The 25,300-nt window shown below is 71.4% G+C and carries 18 protein-coding genes; 9 read left to right on the top strand and 9 right to left on the bottom strand.

The genetic code is table 11. The features are described 5' to 3' along the window. Positions 1 to 139 precede the first annotated feature (139 nt). Positions 140 to 964, bottom strand: coding sequence for an SDR family oxidoreductase (locus ABT070_RS15595; RefSeq protein ID WP_351760078.1), 825 nt, complete (start codon positions 962 to 964; stop codon positions 140 to 142). Positions 965 to 1,223: 259 nt separating this feature from the next. Here ABT070_RS15595 and ABT070_RS15590 point away from each other — a divergent pair, with 259 nt between their 5' ends. After that, positions 1,224 to 1,964, top strand: a complete 741-nt coding sequence (locus ABT070_RS15590; RefSeq protein ID WP_351760075.1) for a TetR/AcrR family transcriptional regulator — start codon at positions 1,224 to 1,226, stop codon at positions 1,962 to 1,964. Positions 1,965 to 2,127: 163 nt separating this feature from the next. Here ABT070_RS15590 and ABT070_RS15585 read toward each other — a convergent pair whose 3' ends face one another. Further along, a complete protein-coding gene (locus ABT070_RS15585) occupies positions 2,128 to 2,466 on the bottom strand; it encodes an Imm51 family immunity protein (protein WP_351760073.1) in 339 nt (112 codons plus the stop codon). A gap of 244 nt (positions 2,467 to 2,710) precedes the next feature. Here ABT070_RS15585 and ABT070_RS15580 point away from each other — a divergent pair, with 244 nt between their 5' ends. Next, positions 2,711 to 3,181 carry a VOC family protein gene (locus ABT070_RS15580; RefSeq protein ID WP_351760070.1) on the top strand — a complete coding sequence of 157 codons (471 nt, stop codon included), beginning with the start codon at positions 2,711 to 2,713 and terminating at the stop codon, positions 3,179 to 3,181. Positions 3,182 to 3,377: 196 nt separating this feature from the next. Beyond that, positions 3,378 to 3,818, top strand: a complete 441-nt coding sequence (locus ABT070_RS15575; RefSeq protein WP_351760067.1) for a VOC family protein — start codon at positions 3,378 to 3,380, stop codon at positions 3,816 to 3,818. Between the two features lie 15 nt (positions 3,819 to 3,833). On the opposite strand, the gene ABT070_RS15570 is transcribed toward ABT070_RS15575, so the two are convergent. The 5 genes from ABT070_RS15570 to ABT070_RS15550 form a co-directional block, all read right to left on the bottom strand. Next, a complete protein-coding gene (locus tag ABT070_RS15570; RefSeq protein ID WP_351760064.1) occupies positions 3,834 to 4,058 on the bottom strand; it encodes a cold-shock protein in 225 nt (74 codons plus the stop codon). 204 nt (positions 4,059 to 4,262) lie between these two features. Then, positions 4,263 to 4,667: a type II toxin-antitoxin system PemK/MazF family toxin gene (locus tag ABT070_RS15565; RefSeq protein WP_351760061.1), complete on the bottom strand. Its 405-nt coding sequence runs from the start codon at positions 4,665 to 4,667 to the stop codon at positions 4,263 to 4,265. Positions 4,668 to 4,837: 170 nt separating this feature from the next. Then, the gene (locus tag ABT070_RS15560) at positions 4,838 to 5,743 is read right to left on the bottom strand and encodes a restriction endonuclease (protein WP_451099460.1); all 906 of its coding nucleotides are present in this window, start codon (positions 5,741 to 5,743) and stop codon (positions 4,838 to 4,840) included. A 125-nt stretch (positions 5,744 to 5,868) separates the two neighbouring features. Beyond that, positions 5,869 to 8,403, bottom strand: coding sequence for a SpoIIE family protein phosphatase (locus tag ABT070_RS15555; RefSeq protein WP_351760056.1), 2,535 nt, complete (start codon positions 8,401 to 8,403; stop codon positions 5,869 to 5,871). Between the two features lie 168 nt (positions 8,404 to 8,571). After that, on the bottom strand, positions 8,572 to 9,609 hold the full coding sequence (locus ABT070_RS15550; protein WP_351760053.1) for a hypothetical protein: 1,038 nt from the start codon (positions 9,607 to 9,609) through the stop codon (positions 8,572 to 8,574). 323 nt (positions 9,610 to 9,932) lie between these two features. On the opposite strand from ABT070_RS15550, the gene ABT070_RS15545 reads away from it, so the two are divergent. The 5 genes from ABT070_RS15545 (at position 9,933) to ABT070_RS15525 (ending at position 20,668) form a co-directional block, all read left to right on the top strand. Next, positions 9,933 to 10,739 carry an alpha/beta hydrolase gene (locus ABT070_RS15545; protein ID WP_351760050.1) on the top strand — a complete coding sequence of 269 codons (807 nt, stop codon included), beginning with the start codon at positions 9,933 to 9,935 and terminating at the stop codon, positions 10,737 to 10,739. 487 nt (positions 10,740 to 11,226) lie between these two features. Further along, positions 11,227 to 14,025: an ATP-binding protein gene (locus ABT070_RS15540; protein WP_351760047.1), complete on the top strand. Its 2,799-nt coding sequence runs from the start codon at positions 11,227 to 11,229 to the stop codon at positions 14,023 to 14,025. A 49-nt stretch (positions 14,026 to 14,074) separates the two neighbouring features. Further along, positions 14,075 to 14,920, top strand: coding sequence for an AfsR/SARP family transcriptional regulator (locus ABT070_RS15535; protein ID WP_351760044.1), 846 nt, complete (start codon positions 14,075 to 14,077; stop codon positions 14,918 to 14,920). 41 nt (positions 14,921 to 14,961) lie between these two features. Further along, positions 14,962 to 17,691, top strand: coding sequence for an ATP-binding protein (locus ABT070_RS15530; protein WP_351760041.1), 2,730 nt, complete (start codon positions 14,962 to 14,964; stop codon positions 17,689 to 17,691). 7 nt (positions 17,692 to 17,698) lie between these two features. Then, on the top strand, positions 17,699 to 20,668 hold the full coding sequence (locus ABT070_RS15525; RefSeq protein ID WP_351760038.1) for an AfsR/SARP family transcriptional regulator: 2,970 nt from the start codon (positions 17,699 to 17,701) through the stop codon (positions 20,666 to 20,668). 7 nt (positions 20,669 to 20,675) lie between these two features. On the opposite strand, the gene ABT070_RS15520 is transcribed toward ABT070_RS15525, so the two are convergent. Both ABT070_RS15520 and ABT070_RS15515 read right to left on the bottom strand, forming a co-directional pair. Continuing rightward, entirely contained in the window at positions 20,676 to 21,500 is an 825-nt protein-coding gene (locus ABT070_RS15520; RefSeq protein WP_351760035.1) for an alpha/beta fold hydrolase, read from the bottom strand. Between the two features lie 175 nt (positions 21,501 to 21,675). Further along, positions 21,676 to 24,498, bottom strand: coding sequence for an AfsR/SARP family transcriptional regulator (locus ABT070_RS15515; RefSeq protein WP_351760033.1), 2,823 nt, complete (start codon positions 24,496 to 24,498; stop codon positions 21,676 to 21,678). A gap of 185 nt (positions 24,499 to 24,683) precedes the next feature. Between ABT070_RS15515 and ABT070_RS46265 the strand changes: the two genes are divergently transcribed. After that, the gene (locus ABT070_RS46265; RefSeq protein ID WP_451099455.1) at positions 24,684 to 25,262 is read left to right on the top strand and encodes a helix-turn-helix transcriptional regulator; all 579 of its coding nucleotides are present in this window, start codon (positions 24,684 to 24,686) and stop codon (positions 25,260 to 25,262) included. Positions 25,263 to 25,300: the final 38 nt, after the last annotated feature.

Below are 25,300 nucleotides of genomic sequence, written 5' to 3'. Positions count from 1 at the left end.
GGTGCTCCCGTTCGGCGCCCTGCCGGGCCGGGCCCGCGTCGGCCTCCTGACCCCCGGCCCGGCGGGGCGCCCGGCCCGCACCGCCCTCGCGTCGGCGTGCCCCCGCGGCCCCGGGGGCACGGGGGCACGCCACCCGGCGTCACTCGTCCTGCACCGCCGCGCACAGGCCGCCGTCGACGACGATGTCGACGCCGCTGACGAAGCTCGCCTCGTCCGACAGCAGGAACGCGGCGACGGCGGCGACCTCGTCGTACCGGCCGGTGCGGCCCAGCGGCGTGCGCTCGATGAGCTGCCGTACCGACTCGTGCCGCGCCACCTCCAGCCGGGTCCCCGGGGTGTCGATGGCACCGGGCGACAGGGAGCACACCCGGGCGCCCACCGGTCCGAGCCGCACGGCCTCGGCGCGGGCGAACCGGTGCACACCGTAGGTGGCCCACGGGTACGCCCACGCGAGATCCTCGACTGCCGGGCCGATCGCCTCGCGGATCCGGTCGAGGAACCCCTCGTGGAGCGGATCGTCCAGGACGGCCGCGACCGCCGGGTCGGGGTCGATGTGCGCGATCAGCGGGGACACCGAGGCGCAGTACACGAACGCCGTACCGGCGGTGGCCAACGGGCGGAACGCCTCGGCGACCAGCGCGGTTCCGACGAAGTCGACCTCGAGGATCCGGCGCCACCCGGCCTCCTCCGGCTCGACCCCGTCGGCGTGCGCGACCGCCCGGAGCGTGCCGAGCTCCCCGACCCGACGGGCCAGCCGGGCGAGGGCCTCTGCGTCGGTGACATCCGCTTCGAACGGCTCGACGACGGCCCTCCCGCCCCGGCCGGACACGTCCTTCGCGACCGCGGCCGCGGCCGCCTCGTTCCGGTCGGCGAGCAACAGCACGTCCACCGTCTCGGCAAGACGCCTCGCGCACGCCTCTCCCGTCCCGCTGCCCGCGCCGGTGGCGATACCTACCGTGGTCATGCGTCACTCCTCACTGGGGACACCCGTCACAGGACGAGTGTCTCGCGGCCGACGGCTTCCGGAACCGCCCGGACCCGGTCGCGCCTCCGGGGAGCCGTGACCGGGGCACCCGGGTGCGTCCCTTTGACGTACCGTCTGGTCTAGCAAACCGAGCGATGCCCCGGAGCCCGCTTCCCCCGGATCTGCCGAAAAAGCCGTCCGACGTGGTCCCGGGGGTCGCCCTTGATCGACGTCGTCACGTCAAGCGGGGAGAGAAGCGATGCCACGACCGCCGGGCCATGGACCGGGTTTCGAGGTCAGACGCCAGAAGATCATCGACATCGCGGCGTCGCTGTTCGCCCAGCAGGGTTACGCGGCGACGTCCATCAACGACCTGGGCCGGGCGGTGGGCCTCGCCAAGGGAGCCCTGTACTACTACATCGGCTCCAAGGAGAACCTGCTCGTCGAGATCCAGGCGCGGGTCATGGGTCCGCTGCTCTCCCGCGCCCGCCAGATCGCGGACCTCGACACGGATCCCCTGCTGCGGCTGCGCCTGCTGTCCGAATCGCTGCTCACCATCATCTTCCGCAGGCTCGACCACATCTGGGTCTACGAGCACGACTACCGCAGTCTGAGCGGCGCCGAGCTGAAGACCCTGCTGGGCCAGCGTTCCGACTTCGAGCAGGTGATCTCGGGGCTGCTCGCGGAGGCCGTCGGACAGGGCACCTTCCGTGCGATGCCGCCGCGGCTGGCCACCCTGCAGTTCCTCAATCTGCACAATCACACGTATCAATGGGTGCGCACGGACGGGCAGTGGGACGCGGCGTTCCTGTCCCGCGAGTACTGCGCGACCCTGTTCCGCGGCTTCGGCGCGCCCGACCACGCCCTGCCGAAGCTCGAGAAGCAGGCCGAGGCGTTCAAGCGTGACCACCCGGAACTGCCGCTCGATCCCGAGGCCGGCTGGAATCCCCCGCCCACCACCGAACCCGGAGCCGAACCCGCCACCGAACCCGGAGCCTGAGCCGGATGACTTACGGGTGACGCACGGGCCCGGTACGCCGTCACCGCGCACCGGGCCCTCCGTCGGGTCGAATCCCGGACGCACACGTCCTTCCGCCCCGCACGTCCCGGCGGGCGAAGACGGCAGCCCGGGCCCGCAGCCGATGCCTGCCCGACGGTCCTGTTCAGTCGTCGAACTCGAAGCCCTTGGCCTCCGCCAGGGCGATCAGCTGCCTTACGCGGTCCCCGTCCGCTGCCACGGTGCTCATCCGGCCGGCCAGGTCTTCCAGGGCGCTCCGGTCCGTGCCGTAGGCACAGAACATGCTTCCCTCCGGGTCGTAGGAGAAGCGTCCTTCCAGCGCCGGCGCCTCGGTACTGACGAGCAGCTGAGCGATGCCCTCCCAGAAGTACCCGTTGGGTTCGTGACCGAGTTCCGCCACCACGTCGTCCACGTCCGTGGTGCCTGCGTCCAGCAGGAGCGAGTACTTGCCCGGGTTCGGCTCGATCAGCCGCAACGGATCCATGGGCGGAGCTTGTCAGCCGCTCACGCCGATCCGCAACCAGGGTCGGCGGGCCCGAGTGCGAGGGGCGCCTGGCCACCTGTCCGTCCGTCGGCGTTCAGGTGCGGCCGTCGGGTATCGGACCGCGCCACGGCCACGAGGGTCGCGGCGCTCGGCTGCGTACTCGGCGAAGAGCCACCGATGAGTTCCGCCGACCGGGCCGGTCTACCAGGACGTACGCCATCGAGACACCGACTGGAGACCCGCCATGACGAATCCCGCGCACCCCGGCCGCATGCTGTTCGTGAACATCCCCGTCACCGACCTCGACCGCAGCAAGGCGTTCTTCGCCGATCTCGGGTTCGGTTTCAACCCGAACTTCACCGACGAGACCGCCGCCTGCATGCTGGTCGGCGAGAACGCCTTCGTCATGCTGCTCAGCCGGGAGAAGTTCGCGCAGTTCGCGAAACTGCCGATGGCCGATCCCACCACGCACACGCTGGCGCTGTACTGCTTCAGCGTGTCGTCCCGTGACGAGGTCGATACGGTCAGCGCCGCCGCGCTCGCGGCGGGCGGCTCCGAGGCGGACGGCCCCGAGGACTACGGCTTCATGTACTCACGCAGCTTCTTCGACCTCGACGGCCACGGCTGGCAGGTCATGTGGATGGACCCGGTGGCGGCGGAGCAGGGCCCCGAGGCGTTCACGGCCGCCGCGCAGGACGCCGACGCCCCGGCCTGACGTACCGCCGCGCAAGGCATCTGGCGGGGTGGTGTGCCGTGGCCGGGACGAGCCTGTCACTGTCGGTCGCGGCACCGCCCTCCGAAGCCGACGTCTCGGCCTCGGCGGCCTGCGGATGTCGAGAACGCGTGACCGGCTTCGTCCCAGGGGCATCAGCGGCCACCACCGGCCACATGGGGAAGAAGGAGAAACCAGCATGGCGATTCAGCGGATGGACAACGTCGGCATCGTCGTCGAGGACATGGACGCCTCCATCGCGTTCTTCCTGGAACTCGGTATGGAGCTGGAGGGCAGGGCGGAGGTCAAGGGCCTCTTCGCCGACCGGTGCACCGGACTCGACGGCGTCCACTGTGACATCGCGATGGTCCGGACCCCGGACGGTCACAGCCGGCTCGAGCTGGCGAAGTACCGCAGCCCCGAGGCGATCAGTGCCGGGCCGCGCAACCGGCCGCACAACGTTCTGGGCACGCATCGCGTCATGTTCGCCGTCGACGACATCGAGGACACCGTTGCCCGCCTGCGCCCTCACGGCGCCGAACTTGTCGGCGAGATCGCCCGGTTCGAGGACAGCTACCTGCTCTGCTACCTCCGCGGCCCGGAGGGCATCATCGTCGGCCTGGCCGAGCAACTGCGCTGAAAGAAGATGTGGAGGTCAGGCCGGCCGAGGCGCTATGTTCACGGCGCGGTAGGTGTAGCCGTCCTGCTTGTAGCCAGGGGCTTCCCATCGGAGATCCACCCGTTGTCCCGGCGACAGCGTATGGAAGCCCCTCGTCTGGATGACGGAGTAGTGGCCCCAGCAACCGCCGGGTGTCTCGGGAGAGTCGAGTACCCCCCACCCTTCCTCGTCGTGCCACTCACGGACCGTCGCAGTCACCATGCAGCAACTATACGAGTGCCGACTGCCGACGAATCGGGCACCTCACCTTGGGAAGTAGAGGGCATCCGGGGCCTCCGGGGCTTCGCTGTTCCCGCGACAGCGCCAATCGACACGGCTCGTGATGGCGGGCGATTTCCGGCCGGCCGTCCGCGAGTGCGCGGGAGTGGCCGCCCACGCCGTCGCGGGCGTCGGCTCCTTCTCCGTCTACCCGAGTTCACCGAGACGGAGGGCATTCCTCATCTCGCTGAGCTTCGCGGTCGTGGCCGGGGTCCGCTCCCGCGCTTGTTCAGCGAGTCGGATGGCGTCGTCGATCTCGCTGAGCTTCACGGAGGACAGGACGGCCGCCCGCTCCATCAGGTCGTCCCGGGACACAGTGGTCAGCCACGTGCACGGGGTGAAGCCTGGACTCGGGAACGCGAGCCGCAGCACGCCTTCGAACGGCAGTCCTTCACCGGTGCCGACCGTCACTTCGATACCCAGACCGCTGATGTCGACGCCCGCCGGAGCGACGACCTGCATCACCCGGATCCCGGACGTGTCGTCTCCCGACAGCAGTACGACCAACCTCCGCTCGTCGAACTGGACCCACCAGACTTCGCCACGTTGCACAAGTCCTCCAGCGGCCGATGGGCACATGTACGCCTGGCCGCGTCCCCGCCGGCCTCGGCCACGTTACCGGCTGGGCACAGCCCTTCGCCGTCCTGGTGCGGGAAGTCAACCGTGTTCGTGTACATATCGGCGAGCCGATGCGGAGGGCTGCGCACCGGCAGGCAGAGGAGTCAGTCCGACGTGGCCTGGTCGGCCACGACCGCCGCAGCAGCCCGAGCACGGTCTCGGGCGTTCAATCGGATCAACAGGGTCGCAACGCCGAGAACGACGACGATGAGGATCCAAAAAGCTTTGTTTTCCGACAAATGCCGGTTCATCATCCAGCCCAAGGCCAAATCGATGAGGAACAGGCCGGCGCCAGTGGGCACGAAACTACGCTGGTTCTTCGCCGCCAACCCCCAGACGATCAGGATGACGGGAATCACCAGCAGTCCGATGGTCATGACGGTCGTGTTGGGCCATGGAACGACCGTGGACTCCTGGGGAACCGCGACGGCTACGGCGGCCAGAACCAGCCCCAGGACGATCCGGCCCCATCTGGGTATCTTCGGCCCATGCGGTTGGGGAGACTCCGAGGGCCGCGGAGCGGGTGGGGCCGCGGTGACGGCAACCGAAGTGAGGGGCAGGAGCCGGGGCGGCGTCTGGGGCGTGATGGGGGCCGGTGGTCTGCCAAGACGCCGGGCAACCTTGTTGACGGGGGTCATCGCCCCGTCCAGGGCGTAGACGAACAAAGCGATGTCGTTGGTGTCGGCGTATGCGACGGCGGTGGTGGCATAGCTGCTGCCGGTGAAGAAGAACAGCTGCTTGTGCATGTCGCGGCCCCGGGCGCCGAAGAGGTTCTGCAGTTCCGGGCGGCCGACGGCGGCAGCCTGATACTTGACCTGTCCCAGGGCGCGGCGCGAGCGTACGTCGATACCTCCGTCAGCGCCGCCTGGCTTCGCCTGGGCGTCGCTGAAGCCCCAGTGACGCATCCATGCCGCAGCGTTGTGCTCGGCGTCCTGCCAGGACTGGATCTGTCGCCTGGCCGGCGGGGCAGCTGATGTCACGAGACGGGGATTCTTACTGGTCACAGGCATGAAGTATCACAGGGCAACGACAGCCGGCCTCGGCGGGATGCCCAGTGACGGCGGCCGCCGGCTCGGCAGGTTCGATCCGTCCCTTGCCGCTGCAGGCGTGGAGGGTGGCGTGACGCAGGGCGGCCTCACGGCCCGTCGTCGAACTCGAAGGCGTCGGTCAGGAGTTGTTCGGTCCACAACGTCTTGCCGTGCTCCGTGTAGCGGCTTCCCCAGCGGTGGGAGAGCTGCGCGACGAGGAACAGTCCCCGTCCGCCCTCGTCCGTCAGCCGCGCCCTGCGCAGGCGTGGCTGCGTCTCATTGGTGTCGGACACCTCACACGTCAGCACCGTGTCCAGGACGAGTCGCAGCCGGAACGGCCCCTCCCCTCCGTAGCGGATGGCGTTGGTGACGAGCTCGCTGATGATCAGTTCGGTACTGAACGTCAGGTGGCCCAGGTTCCATCTCTCCAGGTGGCCGTCCGCGAACTTCCGTGCCTGGGCGACGACCGCGGGATCGGCGGGGAAGGCGAAGGAGGCGACCCTGTCCGAGGCCAGACGGCGGGTCCGGGCGACGAGGAAGGACACGTCCTCGTCCGGAGGGACGGGCAGGAGTTCCTCGACCACCCGGCGCGCTGCTTCCGCCGCCGTGTCCTGCTGCTCGACGGCCGTCCGCAGCGTCCCGGTGAACCGGTGCCGGCGCAGGCCGTCTTCGTCCCCGGCGAGGAGGGAGTCGGCAAGGAGGGAGTCGGTGAAGTGGGGGCCGGTGAAGAGGGGGCCGGTGAAGAGGGCGAGCAGGCTGCCCGGCGGCAGCTCGACGGTGACCGACTCGAACGGGTTTCCCCCTACGCCCAGTGCCGGTCCGGGCTTCAGCCCGAGGTCCCGCGCATCCCCGCCCGGCATGACGAGCCGCGGGACAGGGTGCCCGGCGCTGGCCATCTCACACCGGCCCTCGACGGCGTCGTACACGCAGTACAGGCAGGTGGCTCCGGTCGCCAGCGGGCCGGTGGGCACCACCGGCCGTACGAGTCGGACCGACGGTTCGTCGCCCTCCTCTCCCGTCTCCGCCCCCGCCCCCGCCTCGCCGAGCCGGACCGCCAGATCGTCCAGGTGGGTCAGCAGCTCGCTGGGTGGCAGCTCCAGATCTGCGAGCGTCTGCACAGCCGTCCGCAGACGGCCCATCGTCGCCGACGCCCCCAAGCCGTGTCCGGCGACCTGCCCCACGACCATCGCCACCCGGGCCGAGGACAACGGAATCACGTCGAACCAGGTTCCGCCCATGCCCGCCGTCGTGGCGGCAGGGACGTACCGCCCGGCCGTCTGCACCGCGCTGGTCTCGCTGACCGCCGACGGCAGCAGACTGCGCTGAAGGGCTTCGACGGTGCGCTGCTCGCGGGTGTAGCGGCGTGCGTTGTCCAGTCCCAACGCGGCGCGGGAGACGATCACCTGGGCGAATTCGGCGTCGGCCTGCCCGTACGGAGGCTGCCGACGGGTCCGCCACAGGGGCACGGCACCCAGGACATGTCCCCGTGCCGTCAACGGGACGACGATGAAGGACGACGCCGCGTCCGGCAACAACAACCGCGCACGGGCGGGGTCGTCGGCCAGCGTCTCCCGAAGCCGGCTCAGTTCCGAGTCGACGACGGGACGTCCGAGGTTCAGATCGTCGCTCTCGCTCTGCCGTAGCCGGAAGGCCGCGTCACGGGCGTACACCTCGGTCGGCCACTGCCCGTCGTGGGCCGAGACGGCGACGCGCCGCAGAGGGGCACCCGACCGGAAGTCGCTGGGCTCCTCTCCCAGCAGGACGGCCTCCATCAGATCGACGGCGACCAGGTCCGCGAACCCCTTGCTCACCAGGCAGTCCGCCAGTTCCTCCGCGATACGGCGCATGTCCAGATCGCCGCTGATGCGCTCCGCCACCGACTGGAGGAGAGCCATCCGCTGCCGGGCCGCGTACTGGTCGGTCACCTCGGTGAAGATCGCCGCCACGCCGATCGGGCGGGTGCCGACGTCCTCGAGCCGGAAGGCCGACAGTGACACCGCCCGTTCCAGCTCGGGCGCGTCACGACGCCGGGCCCGGTGCACCCAGTCCACCAGCGGTTCACCGGTGTCCGCCACGCGTCGCAGCTGCTCGTTCACCGCGGCGGCGTCCTCCGGCAGCACAGCCTCCTCGGTCCCCTTTCCCAGCGGGTCGACTGGCGTCCCCGAGGCCGACGGCGGGCCGAACAACTCGGGTGTGAGGTTCAGCCGCGTCATGGACAGATCAAGGTCATGGATCGCGACACCGACCTTCGTCTGTTGGAACAGTGCCCGTACCAGTGCGGTGTCCTCCTCGCGGCGCACCGCCACCAGGGCCGGGACGATCTCTACGAGACAGCCCCTTCCCTCCGTCCCCTGGGTACGGTGCGCCTCCCACCACACCCGCGTCGTCGCACCGTCCTGATGCCGCACGTCCGCCCAGCCGCTGCGGTCCTGCGGCGGGAGCGGGGCGGAAACCGGGTCCCAGCCGTCGAAGTCGATCGGCAGCTCACTCACATGCCCACCGCACACGTCCTCGGCCCGGCGGTCGGTCACCGTGCGCAGCTGTCCCTGGCACATCACCACGCGGCCGCCACCGTCCAGGAGCAGCACGACACGGCCCCCGGACACCTGCTCCACGTCAAACAGGTCGGTGCGCCCGCTCACCGGACCCTCCGTCCCTCCATCGGGTAGCCCTATGCGTCAACGATAGGCACGATGCGGTAAGGCCGCTGCTCAGCACGGCTCACGGCGGTCCGGAAGAGTGGAGTCCGGCGCCGCCGTGCGCGGCCTGGCGTGGTGGGGAGCGGTGTGGCGCGTGACTTTGCCGCATGGCTATGCCGCGTCCTCGGTGAAGGCCCCCTCACCCATCATCGCGGCGCCGAACCCGCCCAGGACCTCGTCCATGTTCAGTTCGGTGGCGCCGGCCGGGGCCGTGGGCTTCTGGCCCTCACTCATCCGCACCACCAGGCCCAGCTTCTTCACCTTCGGGTTCTCGGCCAGCTCGGCCAGGTCGACGGAGACCTGGGTCAGCTCGCCGTTCTTCAGCGTGAAGTCCGCCGTGACCTTGGCGTTCGGGGCGTCCTTGAGGTCCTCGTCCGTGGGCAGGTCCATGCCCGGCGGCAAGTTCTTCGCGAGCGGACGGATCTCACCGAGGAACTTCGTGATCAGCGTCTGGAACGGAGCGGTGGCGGTGATGTGCTCGGAACCGTCCTTGTCGTCGGCGGTCTTGAAATCGACCTCGCGGGCGATGGTCTCGCGCAGGGCGTCCAGCAGTTGCTTCTGCGCCTTGGCATCGAGGGTGGGCTCCGGCGCGGGCGTCGCCCCGGGCTCCGCGCCCATCTCCTCGGCGCTCTGCTCCATCTCCTTGGTGTCGACCTTCACCCACTCGCCGTCGAGCACCTTCTTGAGCCCGCTCGCCTCCGGGGGCAGGTCGTTCGTCGACGGCACGGGAAAACCCATCGCCTTGCCGAGGGCGTTCACGTCGGAGCGGATGTAGGTGTAGTCGCCGACGACCCGGTACTCGGTGAGGTCGCCGTCCTCGGTGCTGATCTTCAGCGCCATCCCGACGTAGTCCTTCTCCCCGGACTCCCCGATCGGCTTCTTCGACTGCACGGTGACACTGATCCTGGCGCCACTGAACAGGTCGGCCATCTCGTCGGGCAGCTCCTCGCCGGGCTCCGGATCCATCGAGGCGTCCAGCGCCTTCAGACTCCGGGCGTCCGTGTCGAAATCGAGCTCGAAGGAGATCGACTTCTCGCTCGCGAGCTTCTCGAAGGCCGCGTCGAGCTTCTTACCGGCGGTGAGCTGCTCCACGGTGCCGCAGGCGGCCGAACCCGCCAGGACGGCGCCGACAACTGCGGTGGCAGTCAAGGTCTTTCGTATGGCGGTGATGATGTTCTCCTCGTCAGTGCGATCACGACGTGATCACCGACGAAGACTCGCGACGTCGACAAATAGTTGTCCCCCACGCGAGCCTCGTGGCCCGGGCACGCGAGACCACGCGTTCGGCCTGCCCTGCGTGCACCGGTTCACGCTCCCGGTACGACACGGCGAGCACCGTCACCCCTCTCGTGCCCCTGGCCGAACGAACGCGGAGTCATCTGACGGATTCGGCCCGGGTATACGGCACGGCACGCTGCGAAGAACTCATCGCCGGGGCACGGACCCCGGCAACAACGCTTCAGGAGCGGACCATGTCAGCACCCCTGGTTCCTGTCGTCTTCATCCATGGCCTGTGGCTGCACGCGTCGTCGTGGCAGCCTTGGCAGGAACTGTTCTCCCAGAACGGCTTCGACCCCGTCGCACCCGGGTGGCCTGGCGAGGCGGAGACCGTGGCCGAGTCCAGAACCCGGCCCGAGGCGGTAGCCGGCTTCGGCATCGACGATGTCACCGACCACTACGCCGCCGTCGTGCGCGGCCTTGACCAGCAGCCTTTGCTGATCGGCCACTCCTTCGGCGGGCTGATCGCACAGAAGCTGCTCGGCCAGGGACTCGGCCGCGGTGCGGTCGCCATCGACCCGGCTCAGATCAAGGGCGTCAAGGCCCTGCCCTTCGCCCAACTGCGCTCCGGCTTCCCGGTGCTCGGCAACCCGGCCAACAGGCGCAGGGCCGTGTCGCTGACCGCCGGACAGTTCAGGTACGGCTTCGGCAACGCGTTGCCGCAGGCCGAATCCGACGCGCTGTTCGACCGGTACACGATCCCGTCGCCCGGGCGCCCGCTCTTCGAGGCCGCGTTCGCCAACTTCACGCGGAACTCACCTGCTGAAGTGGCCACGAGCCGGGCGGAGCGCGGTCCGCTGCTGCTGATCTCGGGACAGGCCGATCACACTGTCCCGGATGTGGTGACGCGCTCCACCCACAGGCTGTACCGGGGTTCGTCCGCCGTGACCGAGCTCGAGCAGTTCCCGGACCGCGGTCACTCCCTGACCGTCGATCACGGCTGGCGCGAAGTCGCCGACCACGTTCTCGACTGGTCGAAGCGGCACGGCATTCCCTCCTGATCGCCTTACTGGTGCCCCGACCTGATCGGCCGGCGGACAACCCGGTTCCCCCGGGCCCGCCGGCCTTCCGTCATGCGTGCCCCGGCGGAGGAGAATGAGGAGAATCGGCCCGAGGCACCCCCTCCCCGTCCCACGAACCACGTCCCACGTCCCACAAGCCCACGGCCCGCAGCCCGCAGCCCGCAGCCCGCAGCTGAACGCTGCCGCCCCTCACCTCGTCTACCGAGCAACGCTGCATCTGCGTACGGTGACCTCATCTGCGCACGGTGACCTGCGCCCGGTCACTGCGCCCGGTCACCGGTGAACGTCGCCTCGTCGGCCGTCCATCTTCTCGGCACAGATTGGTCATCCCCGAGTTCCTAAGCTCCTGCTGCTGCACACCGGCCGGGCTTCCACGCTCGGGCAGGAGTGTTCAGCCGACGGACCGAACTCCCCCGCGCCCCGCGGAATTCGTTGCCCGCGACACGCGTTCTCCGGAGGTGCCCCGATGGTGAAGTCCTCTGGAGGTGCCCCGACGGTGACGTCGCGGAGCGGCACGCTGTTCGGCCGCGAAATGGAGACCTCTCTTCTTCACCACCGGATCAGCGACCTCCGCGGCCACGGTGGAGCGGTTCTCGTACGCGGGGAACCAGGGATCGGGAAAACCGCCCTTCTCGACGACTCCGCGCGCCATGCGGCGGACAACGGATTGCGCGTTCTCACGACGGTCGGCGTGGAATCGGAGGCATTTCTTCCTTTCGCCGGCCTGCATCAGCTGATCTATCCGGTCCGCTCATTGATCGAGGATCTGCCCGAGGCTCAGCACACCGCTCTGGAAGCCGCTTTCGGCGTGCGGGACTCCGGAATTCCCGAGCCCTTGCCCGTGGCTCACGCCACCCTGAATCTGCTGGCCCGGGCCGCCGCGCACTCCCCCGTCGTACTGATCGTCGACGACGCCCACCGGCTCGACCCCGCCAGCTCGGAAGTCTTCGCCTTCCTCGCCGGGCGGCTGGAGTCCGAGCCGATCCTGCTGCTGGCGGCCCTGCCCGAGGGCGGCCCCTCGCACCTGGCCACGGTCGGCGTTCCCCGACTGACGCTCGGGCCCCTCTCTCCTGAGGCGTCCGCCGGCCTGGTCGACGCACGGACCCCGGACCTGAACCCGGCGATCCGCGGACGCCTCCTGCGGGAAGCCGCGGGCCATCCCCTCGCGTTGACGGAACTGGCCACCGACGCCACGGACCTGACGGGGACCGCCTGGCCCGAGGGCCCCTGGACGCCCATGTCCCGGCGCCTGCAGGACGCGTTCACCACCGGACTGCACGCCCTTCCCTCCGCGACTCGCCGTCTGCTGCTGATGGCCGCGTGCCACGACAGCTCCGCTCTCCCCGAGATCCTGCTCGCGGCATCGCTGGACGGTCCGGTCGAGGCGCGGGCGTCCGATCTGGAACCCGCGGTGTCCGCGCGCCTGGTGGAGGTGGTCGGGGACACCGTCCGTTTCCGTCACCCCCTGATGCGTTCGGCCGTCCGCCAGGGCACGCCGGCCGACCGGCGCGACGCGGCGCACGCCGCGCTGGCCCGCAGTCTTCCGGCGGGCTCCGATCGGCGGACCCGGCACGAGGCGGCCGCGGCGACCCGGCCCGACGAGCGCTTGGCGGTACGTCTCGACCAGGCCGCCGACCGGGTCCGGCGACGCGGTGGCCCCGCCGACTCCGTCAGGGCACTGAGCCAGGCGGCCCGGCTCAGCGGCGACAGCTCCCAGAGAGTCGAGAGACTTCTCCGGGCCGCGGCCCTGGCCGTGGACACCGGCCGGCACGATCTGGTCACCCGGCTGCTGGAGACAGCGGAGCCCTGGGCCACGGCGCCCCGGCAGCGGGCCCGTCTGCAGTGGATCAGGGGCAGCCTGGAGGACGGCATGCGCGACGCCGGCGAAGGGGCCGCCGCGCTGACGCGGCTGGCCAGGACCGTTCTGGTGGAGGGCGAGGCCGATCTCGCCGGCACCGTGCTGTGGAGCGCCGCACTGCGCTGCTTCTGGTCCGACCCGGGGGAGACGGCTCGACACGACATCGTCGCGCTCGCGAACCGGCTGCCGCTGCGCGACACCGATCCACGTCTGCTCGCGATCCTCGCCCACGCCCAGCCCGTCGCCTGCGGCCCGCGCGTGGTCGCCCGTCTCCGGCCCGCTTCGGCGCTGACGGGGGCGGATCCCCAGGCGAAACGTCTCATCGGCAGCGCGGCCCTCCTGGTCGGCGCCTTCGACGTGGCGGAGGAACTGTCCGCGGCCGCCGTCCCCGGCCTGCGGGCGCAGGGGCGCCTCGGTCTCCTCGCCCGGGCCCTGGGGGCGCAGGCCTGGAGCGGCGCCCACCTGGCGCGGCTCGCGTCGGCCGTTCCGGTCGCCGAGGAGGCGACGCGGCTGGCCCGGGAGACCGGCCAGACGTACCTCTACGGGCTCAACCTCGCGACGCAGGCTCGTACGGCCGCTCTGCAGGGGCGGCACGAACGGGCACTGGAACTCGCGGGAGAGGCGGAGCGCATCGCGCTGCCGGTCGCGGCGCGTCCCGTCCTCGCGACCGCTCAACTGGCCCGCGGACTGGCGGCGATGGGAGCGGGGCGCTTCGGTGAGGCCTTCGGGCACCTGCGGCGGATGCACGACCCGACCGACGCCGCCCACCAGACCGCGCTGCGCTGCTCCGCGCTGATCGAACTGACGGACGCCGCCGTCCACTGCGGGGAGGGCGACTCGGCCCGTGCCGTGATCGCCGGGATGGAACGGGCCGCGCCGCGGTCCTCGTCCCCGGCTCTGCACAGCGGCCTGTCCTACGCACGTGCCGTACTGGCCGACGACGCGGACGCCGAGGCGCGGTTCACGCAGGCGCTGGACGGCACGCTGTGCACCTGGCCCTTCGACCGGGCGCGCCTGCAGTTCGCCTTTGGACAGTGGCTGCGACGGCAGCGGCGGGTCATGGATTCCCGCGTACAGTTGCGCGCCGCCCGGGACACATTCGACGCTTTGGGAACCATTCCCTGGGCGGACCGTGCCCGCCAGGAACTCCTGGCCTCCGGCGACTCCGGAAGACGCCGCGAACCGGATGCGCGGGACCGTCTGACACCACAGGAACTGCAGATCGCGCACATGGCCGCCGAGGGACTGACCAACCGTGAAATCGGGCAGCGCCTCTTTCTGTCCCACCGCACGGTGAGCACTCATCTGCACCGGGTGTTCCCGAAGTTCGGCATCTCCTCGCGGTCCGAACTGGCCACCGTCTTTCCCCGGCAGGGCGAACCGGGTGGCGTGCGACTGCATGAATAGCGTCATCTGACGTACGCGACGGGCGACTTGCCAGGCATAGCGTTTCCCCATGGCGCACATAGGCTTCGGAGTACTGGGAGCATTGCAGGTATGGCGCGACGGCGCGGATCTGGCGGTGGGGCCACCGCAGCAGCGGACCCTCCTGGCGTTGCTGCTCGCTCGCGCCGGTGAGCCCACCGCGTTGCACGAGGTGGTGGACGTGCTGTGGAGCGAGTCTCCCCCGTCCAGTGCGGTCAATCTCGTACGACGGCACGTCGGCGAGCTGCGCAGGGTGCTCGAACCGGGCCTGCCCACGCTCGCGGCCGGACGGTGGCTGCTGGGCCAGGCGGGAACCTATCGGCTGGTCGTGCCGGACGACCGGCTGGATCTGGTGATGTTCCGGCGGCTGCGGGCGCGGGCCCGCGACCACTGCCGGCAGGGAGATCTGCGGCGGGGCGTCGAGGAGTACGTCCGCGGACTCCGGTTGTGGCGAGGTCCCGCGGCGACGGACATACCGGCCGCGGCCCGAAGTCACCCCGTCTTCGGTGCCCTCGACCGGGAACGGCTGGCGGCGGCCAAGGACGCGGCCGACGCGGCGTTGCGGGGAGGCTGCAGCGCCCTGGTGGTGGACGAGCTGCACCGCGTCGCCGACTACTACCCGCTCGACGAGTCGTTGCAGGCCAAACTGATGGCAGCCTTGACAGCCACCGGAAACCGCGCGGAGGCGCTGGCCGTCTACGACGACGTCCGCGACCGGCTGCGCGACGACCTGGGCATCGGTCCTGGGCCGCAGTTGCGCTCCGCTTTCCGGCATGCCGTGGCACCCTGCCCCGAGCCGAAAGCCGTGATCTCCATGGTGCGGGAAGCCGAGCCGGGCGGACGGCGGGTAGCGGGAGGCCTCCCCGTCCCGCCGTAGGATGACCGTCGACAAGGTCACCGGTTCGAGAATCGAGCGCAGTGCCATTCATCGGGCGCGATCCCCAGATCGCTACTGTCAGGGCCGTCGTGGACCGTCTGCGCGCGGGCCGCGGAGGGGCGCTCCTGATCGTGGGGGAACCGGGGATCGGCAAGACCGCTCTGCTCGAACAGGTGCTCACCGGCCTTCCTCGCGAGCACATCGGCGTGCTGACCACCGTCGCCACCGAACAGGGCGCCCATCTGCCCTTCGCCGGCCTGGGCCGGCTGCTCGCGCCGGTACGCTCCCACGTCACGGCGTTGCCGCCCTCCCAGCGCAGGGCGCTCGCCGCGTCCGTCGACGCCACGGCGGACGAGGACAGCACCGATCAGTTCCTGGTGGCGCTGGCGACCCTCAACCTCCTGGCAGAGGCGGCCGCCCGGCGTCCCCTGCTGCTCGTGGTCGAGGATCTGCACTGGCTGGACGCGGCGAGCGCCACCGTGCTGGCGTTCGTGGCGCGCCGGCTCGCCTCGGAGCCCATCGTGCTGCTCGCCGCTCTCCGCGAAGGTCTCGGCTCGCCGCTGGACGACGCGGGCCTCCCCACGGTGACGCTGCCCCCGTTGCAGGGGGCCGACGCCGCGCGGGTCGTCGATTCCCAGGCTCCGGATCTCCCTCCCGTACTGCGGGAACGCGTCCTCGCCGAGTCCGGAGGCAACCCCCTGGCCCTGACAGAACTGACGCACGCCGCGCAGCAGGCCCACGCGACGACCGCGGTGGGCACGGCGTGGCTGCCTCTCTCCACCCGACTGGAGAAAGCTTTCCGCTCAAGGATCACCGCACTCCCCCCGCGGACGAGGACACTTCTGGTCATCGCTGCCGCCAACGACGGCAGCGCCGTCACGGAGGTCCTCGACGCCGCCCGGCTGATCGGCGACACGGCTGCCCGCATCGATGACCTGGCCCCTGCCGTCGACGCCCGTCTGGTCGTCCTGTCCGGCGACGAACTGCGCTTTCGCCACCCGTTGATCCGTGCCGCCGTCCTCTCCGAGACGAGCGCACACCAGCACTACGCGGTGCGAGCTGCGTTGGCGAAGGCGCTGGACCAGCAGACCGAGCGTCAGATCTGGCATCTGGCGGCCTCGCACCCACCGCCGGACGACCATGTCGCCGTCGCTCTGGAGGCGGCGTCCCGGCGCATCGAGCGGCGGGGCGGCGTCATGTCGGCGGTCATCGCGCTGGAACACGCCGCCCGGCTGGACAGTCGTCCCGAACGCCGGGCCGAGCTGTTGCTGCGCGCCGCCGACATCGCCGTGGAGTCGGGGCGACGCGACGAGGTGGTCCGGCTGCTCGAGCAGGCGGCTGTCCACCCGATGTCCGCACAGCAGCAGGCTCGGGCCACCTGGACGTCCGTCCGTTTCCAGGACGGCGTGCACGACGACACGGACGCCTTCACCCTGGCCGCCCTGGCCGAGGAGGTGGCCTCCGACGGCAACGTCGAACTCGCGCTGCGCATCCTGTGGACGGCGGCCCTGCGCTGCTTCTGGGTGGAGGGCGGTGACGGCGCCTCGCGAGCCGTGGCCGACACGGCCGGGCGCCTGCCCCTCGACAACGAACCGCAGGTTCTGGCCATCCTGGCCTACACCTCGCCGGTGGCGCACGGGGCGCACGTCATCACCAGGCTGCGGCACTGGGCGGCCCGTCCCAGCGGCGACGCGCTCACCGACCGGCTCCTCGGCACGTCCGCCGTCCTGGTCGGGGCCTTCGAGCTGGCCGCCGGTTTCTCCGCCGCGTCCCTGTCCGGGCTGCGCGCCCAGGGGCGGCTGGGGCTGCTGGCCCGCGCACTCGCCGCCCGGGCGTGGAGTGCCGCGCTGCTGTGCGACCTGGCGGTGGCCATTCCCTCCGCCTCGGAAGCCGCCCGGCTGTGCCAGGAGACCAGCCAGCCCCTGATGTACGGGACGGCCCGTTCGACACAGGCCCTGATCGCCGCGCTGAAGGGGGAGCTGGACGAGGCGGAGGAACTGGCGCAGGAGTCGCTCCGTCTGGGCGCCGATCTGCAGGCCCGGCCGGTTCTCGCGACGGCCCGGATGGCTCTCGCCCAGGTGGCGGCGGCACGCGAGTCGTACGACGAAGCCATGTGGCACTTGCGGCAGTTGCACGATCCGGCCGCCGCCGCGTACCACCCGACCCTGCGGTGCTACGGACTGATCGACCTCGTCGATGTCGCCCACCGGGCACATCGCGCCGACGAGATCCGGGACATCGTCCGCCGCATGGAGGACATAGCAGCCACCACTCCCTCGACGGCCCTGCATGTGGGGGTGCGCTTCGCACGGGCCGTGCTGGCCCACGAGGACGAGGACGCCGAGCGCTGCTTCGAGGAGGCGCTCGGGGCCGACCTGACCCGCTGGCCCTTCGCCCGTGCCCGTACCCAGCTCGCCCATGGCGAGTGGCTGCGCCGCAGGCGCCTGGACACCCGGGCCCGCGATCCCCTGCGGGCCGCTCGCGACGCGTTCGACGCGCTGGGTGCCGTCGCCTTCGGCGAACGGGCCCGCCGGGAGCTGCGCGCCGCCGGCGAGTCGAGCTCGGAACGCGTGCCGAAGGTGCACGAGCTGCTCAGCCCCCAGGAGCTGCAGATCGCGCTGATGGCGGCGGAAGGCCTCACCAACCGGGAGATAGGCGAGAAGCTGTACCTGTCCCACCGGACCGTCAGCAATCACCTGCACCGCATCTTCCCGAAGCTGGGCGTCACCTCCCGCACGGCTCTCGGACGCCTCCTGCGGTCCGCGGGCTGAGCGCGGCGTGACGCGAAACGGCGAGCGCCCCGGCCCTCCGGCCGAGGGCAATGCCCCCCGGACCGGTGCGCCCGTCCCCGAGGTCCGCTTCGCCGTGCTCGGCACGGTGCGCATGTGGCGGGCCGGAAGCGAACTGCACGCCGGACCCCCGCAGCAGCAGGCCCTGCTCGCCGTCCTGCTGGCGAGCGCCGGCCAGGCGGTGTCGCTGCCCGAACTGATCAGGGTGTTGTGGAACGGCGCCGAACCGGCCAGCGCGACGAACGTCGTACGCCGCTACGTCGGCTCGCTGCGCAGAACGATCGAACCGGCTCTCCCCCGCATGGCGCCGGGGCGGTGGCTGCTACGGAGCGGTGGCGGCTACCGGGTCGACGTGCACCCGGACTCACTGGACCTGCTGCGCTTTCGCGCGCTGTACGCCCGGGCACATGAGGCCTGCGCCCAGGGGCGCGCGGAGGAGGCGGTGGGCCGGTACGTCGAGGCCCTCGCCCTGTGGAGGGGTCCTTCGGCGGCCGGCATCAGCGCCGAGGTACGCGGCCACCCGCTGTTCACCCATCTCGACAACGAGCGGCTGACGGTCGCCAAGGAGGCGGCCGACCTCGCGCTGCGCCACGGGGCCGCCGGGCCCCTCCTGGACGCCTTGCGGACGCTGGCCGACCATCACCCGCTCGACGAGCCCCTGCACGGCCGGCTGATGCTCGCGCTGTCCGCATGCGGACGCCAGGCCGAAGCGCTGGCCGTCTTCCACGGTCTGCGCGACCGCCTCGCCACGGAGCTCGGGCTCAAGCCCTCCACGAGCCTGAGCGAGGCGCACCACCGGGTGCTGGCCGGGGTCGTTCCCGCCCCTCCCGCGCAGAGCACGGACGAGCAGCGGTCCGACCGGGCGCCTCGGGAAACCCACCGGTCGCCGCTGCCCCGCCCGGCTCAACTGCCCGCGGCACCGGCGCACTTCGTCGGCAGGGAGGCGGAGATCGACGGTCTGCTGCGACAACTGGCATCCGGCGAAGGCAGCACGACCACCTCCCCCACGATGGTCATCAGTGCCATCGGTGGAATGGCGGGCGTCGGCAAGACCACACTCGCCATCCATCTCGCGTACCGGGTCGCCGACAGGTACCCGGACGGGCAGCTCTACGTCAACCTCCGCGGCTTCGATCTCAACGGATCGGCCATGACGCCCGCCGAGGCGGTCCGCGGCTTCCTGGAGAGCCTGGGCATCTCTCCTCAGCAGATCCCCGACGGGCTGGATGCCCAAGCCGCCCTGTACCGGAGTCTCCTGGCCACCCGGCGCATGCTGGTTCTGCTCGACAACGCACGCGACGCGGAACAGGTCCGGCCGCTCCTCCCCGGATCGGCCGGCTGCCTGGTGCTCATCACGAGCCGCAACCAGCTGAGCAGCCTCGTGGCAGCACACGGCGCGCACCCGCTGAAGCTCGACGTGATGTCGGCCCGGAGCGCCCGGGAGGCTCTGGTACGACGGCTCGGCGCGGACCGCGTCGACGCCGAGCCCGACGCCACGGAGACGATCATCGCCCTGTGCGGCCGTCTCCCGCTGGCCCTGTCCGTCATCACGGCGCGCGTCCTGATGAACCCTCACCTTCCGCTGAGCGCGACGGCCGGGCAGTTGGTGGAGGCGAAGGGAAGTCTCGACGCCTTCCAGGGAACGGACCTGTTCACCGACGTACGAGCCGTGTTCGGCTGGTCCTACCGCACGCTCTCGGACGACACGGCCCGCCTGTTCCGCATGCTCTCGCTGCACCCGGGAACGACGTTCGACACCCGGTCCGCCGCCGCGCTGAGCGGGCTCACCCCGCGCCGGACCCGACCACTGCTGGCCGAACTGGTGCGAGCGCACCTGGTGGGTGAGGAGCCGCAGGGCCGACACCGTCTGCACGACCTCCTGCGTGCCTACGGACGGGAGGCGGCCGACGCGCAGGACACCGGCGCGGACCGGGACGCGGCGCACGGCCGGCTGTTCCGGCACTATCTGGAGACCGCCCACGCGGCGCTGCGGCTGCTCGACCCGGCCCAGGTCTTTCCCACCCCAGCCGGGGCCGCGACGCCCACCGCGGCCGAACCCGCCGACGTCGCGGCCGCGGTGCGGTGGTTCCAGGAGGAACACCTCACCATGGCGGGACTCGTGCACCGGACCGCCCAGGACGACCGGCCGGCCGACGCGTGGCGGCTCGCCCGTCTCCTGGACCCCCTGTACGAGCGGGTGGGCCACTGGCACGAGTGGGCGGAACTCCAGCTCACCGCGCTGGTCGCCGCCCAGCAGGCAGGCGAGGCGGTCGGGGTGGCCCACGCGCACGCCGGACTGGGACGCGCGCACTCCATGCTGCGACGCTACGAGTCGGGCGAGGAACACCTTCGCCAGGCCCTCGTGTTGTTCGAGGCCCTCGGCGACGACATGGGACAGGCGCACTGCCTGCGGCTGCTCGGCTGGCTGATGACGCGTACGGATCGTGACCCCCTGGCGATCGAGTACACGCGCCATGCCCTCGACCTGTACCGCATCGCCGGACACCTGAGCGCGCAGGCCGACTCCCTCAACGCCCTGGCCTGGTACCAGGCGTCGCTGGGCAACCACGAGGCCGCCGTCACCAGCGCCGTGCGCTCCCTGCTGCTGTACCGCCGGATGCCCGACAGCGGGGGGTCGGGGCAGGCGAACACCTGGGACACACTGGCGTTCGCCCACCATCACCTGGGCGACTTCCGCCGGGCCGGCCGCTGCTACGAACGGGCGATCCGCCTGCTCCGGGCAGGCGGAGACCGTTACAACGAGGCGGGGAGCCTCAACCGGCTCGGTGACACGCTGGCCTCCGCCGGAGCCCACGAGGACGCGCGCGCCCGATGGCGTGAGGCGGTCGACATCCTGACTCCGCTGGATCCCGACTGGGCCGCCGAGATCCGGCGGAAGCGGGACCGGTTCCCGGTCGGCCCTTCGTACGACGAGGCGGCCGCGGACCGCCAGGGCTGACGCTCGCTCAGTTCCTGGCGAACGCCAGCAGGTCCGCGTTGAACGCCTTCTCGAACTCGCCCACCAGACCGTGCGGGGCGCCCGGGTAGATCTTGAGGGTCGCATCGGGCAGCAGCTCGACGGCCCGCTCGGCCGACAGGGACGGGGGAACGATCTGGTCGTCGCCGCCGTGGGCGACCAACGTCGGCACGGTGATCCTGGCCAGGTCCTGGTGGAAGTCGGTCTCCGAGAACTGCCTGACGCAGTCGTGGGCCGCCTTCAGACCGACCTGCATGCTCCACCGCCAGAAGGCGCGGCGAACCCCCTCCGACGCCTTGGCGCCGGGGCGGTTGAACCCGTAGAAGCTCTCGCTCAGGTCCCAGTAGAACTGGGAGCGATCGGCCTCCACTCCGGCCCGGATGCCGTCGAACACCTCGATCGGGAGCCCCTCGGGGTTGGCGTCCGTCCTGAGCATCAGGGGCGGAACGGCGCCGAGCAGGACCACCTTGGCCACCCGGCCGGTGCCGTGCCGGCCGAGGTAGCGGGCGACCTCGCCACCGCCGGTGGAGTGGCCCACCAGAATGACATCGCGCAGGTCGAGGGTCTCCAGGAGCTCGGCGAGGTCGTCGGCGTAGCGGTCCATGTGGTTGCCGCCCCAGGGCTGCCCGGAACGGCCGTGTCCGCGCCGGTCGTGGGCGATGCCCCGCAATCCGTTGTCCGCGACCAGACGCAGCTGTCCGTCCCAGGCGTCGGCGTTCAGCGGCCAGCCGTGACTGAAGACGACGGGCTGTCCGCTGCCCCAGTCCTTGTAGAAGATGTCGACGCGGTCCGATGTGGTGACGGTGGTGGGCATGGCCTGATTTCCCTTCGGGTGTCATCGAGGCGCTGCCGGGCGTGCCGGGACGGTGCGGTGCTCGACGAAGGCCGGCTCGACAGCTCGGCCAAGGTAGTCGGCGCCAGGTGACCAGAACGTGCGGACGAGGGGTCGGCCGGCCCGTCCCGCCTTCCGCCGTCACCGACGGCGTCCGTCAGCCGGTCAGGCGCTTCCGCACCGTCCGCGCGTCAGGGTGCGCCAACCGGTCGAGGATGCTCAGCGCCTGCCGCCAGGACGTATCGGCCTCGGCGGATCGCCCCGCCGCCTGCTGACTGTCGCCGATGTGCACCAGGGTGTCGGCTTCGAGGTAGGCGTCGTGCAGACGGCCGTAGAGCGCCAGCGCGTGGCGGTAGCAGTCGACGGCCCGATCGTGGTCGGCCAGATGGTGGTACGCGTAGCCGAGGCTGTCCCAGGCGGCGGCCTCACCGTTGAGGTCGTCGAGCCGCCGGTGGAGTTCGGTCGCCTTGCGGCACTCCACCAGGGCGTGGGAAGGGTCGCCGCGCAGGATGTGCGTCCACCCGACCTCGTTGTGCACCTGGGCGTGCCCGCTGCGGCCGTCCACGCCGAGGTACAGGGTGTGGGCGAGGTCGTAGTGGGTCAGCGCGTCCTCGTACCGGCCGCCCTTGTTCGCCTGGAAGGCCAGGTAGCGGTGGGTACGGGCCTGGCCGGCCCGATCACCTGCCGCCACGAACAGGTCCAGGGCGGTGGTCAGGTGTTCCAGCGCTCCGCCCGCTTCGCCGAGACGTCCGTGGACGAACCCCAGGGCGCGGTGGGCGTGGGCCCGGCCGGACAGGTCGCCGGAGCGTTCCGCGGCGTCGAGCGCCGCTGTCTGGAGGGCGAACTGCTCGTTCCAGCGGCCGTGCCGGTCGAGGTGCAGCTCCACCGTGGCGGCCAGCTGCCAGCATCGCGATGCCGCGTGCGGGTGCGGGGGCCGGGCGGCGACCGCGGCCAGGATGACGGACCGCTCCGTCTCCAGCCACCGTGCCGCTTGTTCGCGGCTGCCGAACTCGACACACACGGCTCCGGCGAGAGGCTCCGCCAGGGCCGGCCGTTCCCGCTGGAGAGCGAGCGCGGTGCCCGCGCGATGCGCGCTGTGCAGCAGGTGGTCGAGCAGCCGCAACCGGGCCCGGTCCTGCTCCTCCTCGGATTCGTGGATCCTGAGCAGCTCGCTCGCGTAGGCGCGCAGCAGGTCGTGGCAGAGGTACCGGCCGGCGAAGCGCTCGGTGAGCAGGTGGGCGCCGGTCAGTTCGGACAGCGCCCGCCGTGCCTCGGTCTGCGGCAGGCCCAGCAGACTCGAGGCCGCGTCGAGGGAGACGTCGGGCCCCGGATGCAGGGCCAGCCGCCGGAACAGCCGGGCGGCGAGCGGGGTGAGTGCCTGACAGGACCAGGAGAAGACCGTTTCGAGGTCGGTGGACGGATCACCGGCCGACAGACCGGCGAGGCGGTCGTCCTCGTGCCTCAGCTCCGCCGCGAGGACCGCGAGGTCGCCGTGCGGGTTCATGGCCGTGCGGGCACTCACGATCGCCAGGGCGAGGGGCAGGCCGGCGCACGCGCGGATGATGTCCTCGACCGCGTCGGGCTGCGCGGCGAGCCGTTCACGGCCCAGGCGTCGGGCCAGGAAGGCGTGCGAGTCGGTCGCGTCCAGCACGTCGAGCACGAGGGGATGCGCGCCTTGGGCCACCAGGCCGGACAGGAAGTTGCGGCTGGTGACGACGGCGAGGCAGCCGGCCGCGCCCGGCAGCAACGGACGCACCTGTTCGCTGTCCCTGGCGTTGTCCAGAACGACCAGGACGCGCTTGCCGACCAGCAGGCTCCGATAGAGCGAGGCCTGGGCGTCGGTGCTCACCGGCAGGTGTTCCGGGGCGATTCCGAGCGCGTCGAGGAACGTGCGCAGGACCTGGGCGGGGCCGACCGCCGCCGCGCCGGGGTCGAAGCCCCTCAGGTCCGCGTAGAGCTGGCCGTCGGGGTAGCGGGGTGCGATCTCGTGCGCCCAGTGGATGGCCAGGGTGGTCTTGCCCACTCCGGCCATGCCCCCGATGGCGCTGACGACGACGGACCGCCCCGGCAGTCCGTCCGCCGGCAGCAGGCCGCGCACCTGGTCCAGCTCCGTGTGTCTGCCGTTGAAGACTCCCGAATCCGGGGGGAGTTGAGCGGGCCTGGTGCGCTCGACGCCGTCGCTCGGTGCGGGCGGCGGCGGTGCGAGGGGGGCGGTCCGGACGTCCGGCTCCCCAGGGCTCGGCGCGTCCGCGTGCGGGCGCGCCACCTCCTTTCCGGCTCCCGCGAGTTCCGGGCCGGGATCGAGTCCGAGTTCCTCGCTCAGCCGCCCGATGACGTCCTGGTAGCTGCGGCGCGCTTCCCCTCCGTGCCCGGTGCGGACCAGGGCGGTGACGAGCCGGGCATGCAGCGCCTCGTCCAGCGGGTGGGCCAGGGCCGCCTGCCGCAGCGGCTGCAGCACGCGCTCCACATGGACGTCGCCCGCGCTCAGAGCGGCGTCGGCCGCTTCCTTGACGGTGTCGGGGTGTTCACGGTCGACCCGCTGGAACAGCGGGTGTGCGCGCGTCGACGCCGGCAACCCGCCGGCGACCGGCCCCCGCCACAGGCCGAGCGCCTCGATCAGCTGCCTGAGACCCTCGGCGTCGTCCCCTGCCCGCCGGCTCTGCCCGGCGCGTGCACGAAGTGCGCGGAACTGCAGGAGGTCGAGCTGAGCGACGTCGAGGTCCAGCCGGTATCCCCCGGACGCGCGTACCAGAACCGGCCCCAGCACCTTCCGCAGGGCGCCGACATGCCGGTACACGACGTTCATCGCGCTGTCCGGTGCGCTCTCCCCCCACAGGACCTCGACGATGTCGGACGGGAGGACGGGTTGACCGACCTGGGCCAGCAGCAGCGCCAGCAGGGCCTTCCGCCGGGGCGGCCCGAGTTCGAGTTCCACCCCGTCCCGCCGGGCCCTGAGCGGGCCGAGAACCGTTACGCGCACAAGTTCGAAGTCTACGAGGCCCCCGGGCGGACGTCGGGTGCGTGCGGTGACTCACCTTTCGGTCACGTTTCCCTCACCGTGCCCCGCCTACCGTTGCTCCGGCAGAGCTCGGGCGACGGGTCGAGCGGCAGTCGATCTGCGACCGGCTGTTCCTGATGCCCTCGGGCGGTGTTTCTGGAGGCACGATGCACTCGACGACGATCGACGACCCCCGACTGCTGCACGAACGCTTCCTGAGAGCGCGGCGCGCCGTCGGCGGAGCCGTCGCCGTCGTCAGCCACAACACCCTCCTGGTGAACGGTCCCGCGGCGGCGCTGACGCGCGCCGCCGACCGCTCACTGCTGTGGGAGTGGGCGCGCCGGGACGTGGCGTACCGGGTGGCCGACGGTCCGCAGCCGCCGCCCGTGGTGCTGGCGTCCGGGGCGCGGCCGCACCTCTGCGAGGGCATCCGGATCGGCCCGGCTCTGGTGGGAGCGGTCGTCCGGCTGGCAGTGCCCGATGCCGTCCGGCCGCCGCGTGCCGCGGGGCCGGACAGGGGGCGGCATGCCCAATGGGCCGAGCTGACCACGTCGCAGAGACGGGTGGCCGAGCACGTCGCCGGTGGTCTGACCAACCGGGAGACGGCGGTGCTGTTGTCCGTCTCCCCGCATACGGTGGACTACCACCTGCGGCATGTCTTCCGTAAGTTCCGGATCCGCTCACGTGTGGAGCTCGCGCGCCTCGTGGCAGAGGCGGCCTTCAGCCGGACTCCGCCGCCCGGGTGAGCCCCGTGGGGCCCGCTCACGGCGGGCCCTTCCGTGCC

It is taken from the genome of Streptomyces sp. NPDC002884 (assembly GCF_040295245.1).
Classification (GTDB): Bacteria; Actinomycetota; Actinomycetes; order Streptomycetales; family Streptomycetaceae; genus Streptomyces.
This window is presented reverse-complemented; position numbering and strand designations above follow the sequence as displayed.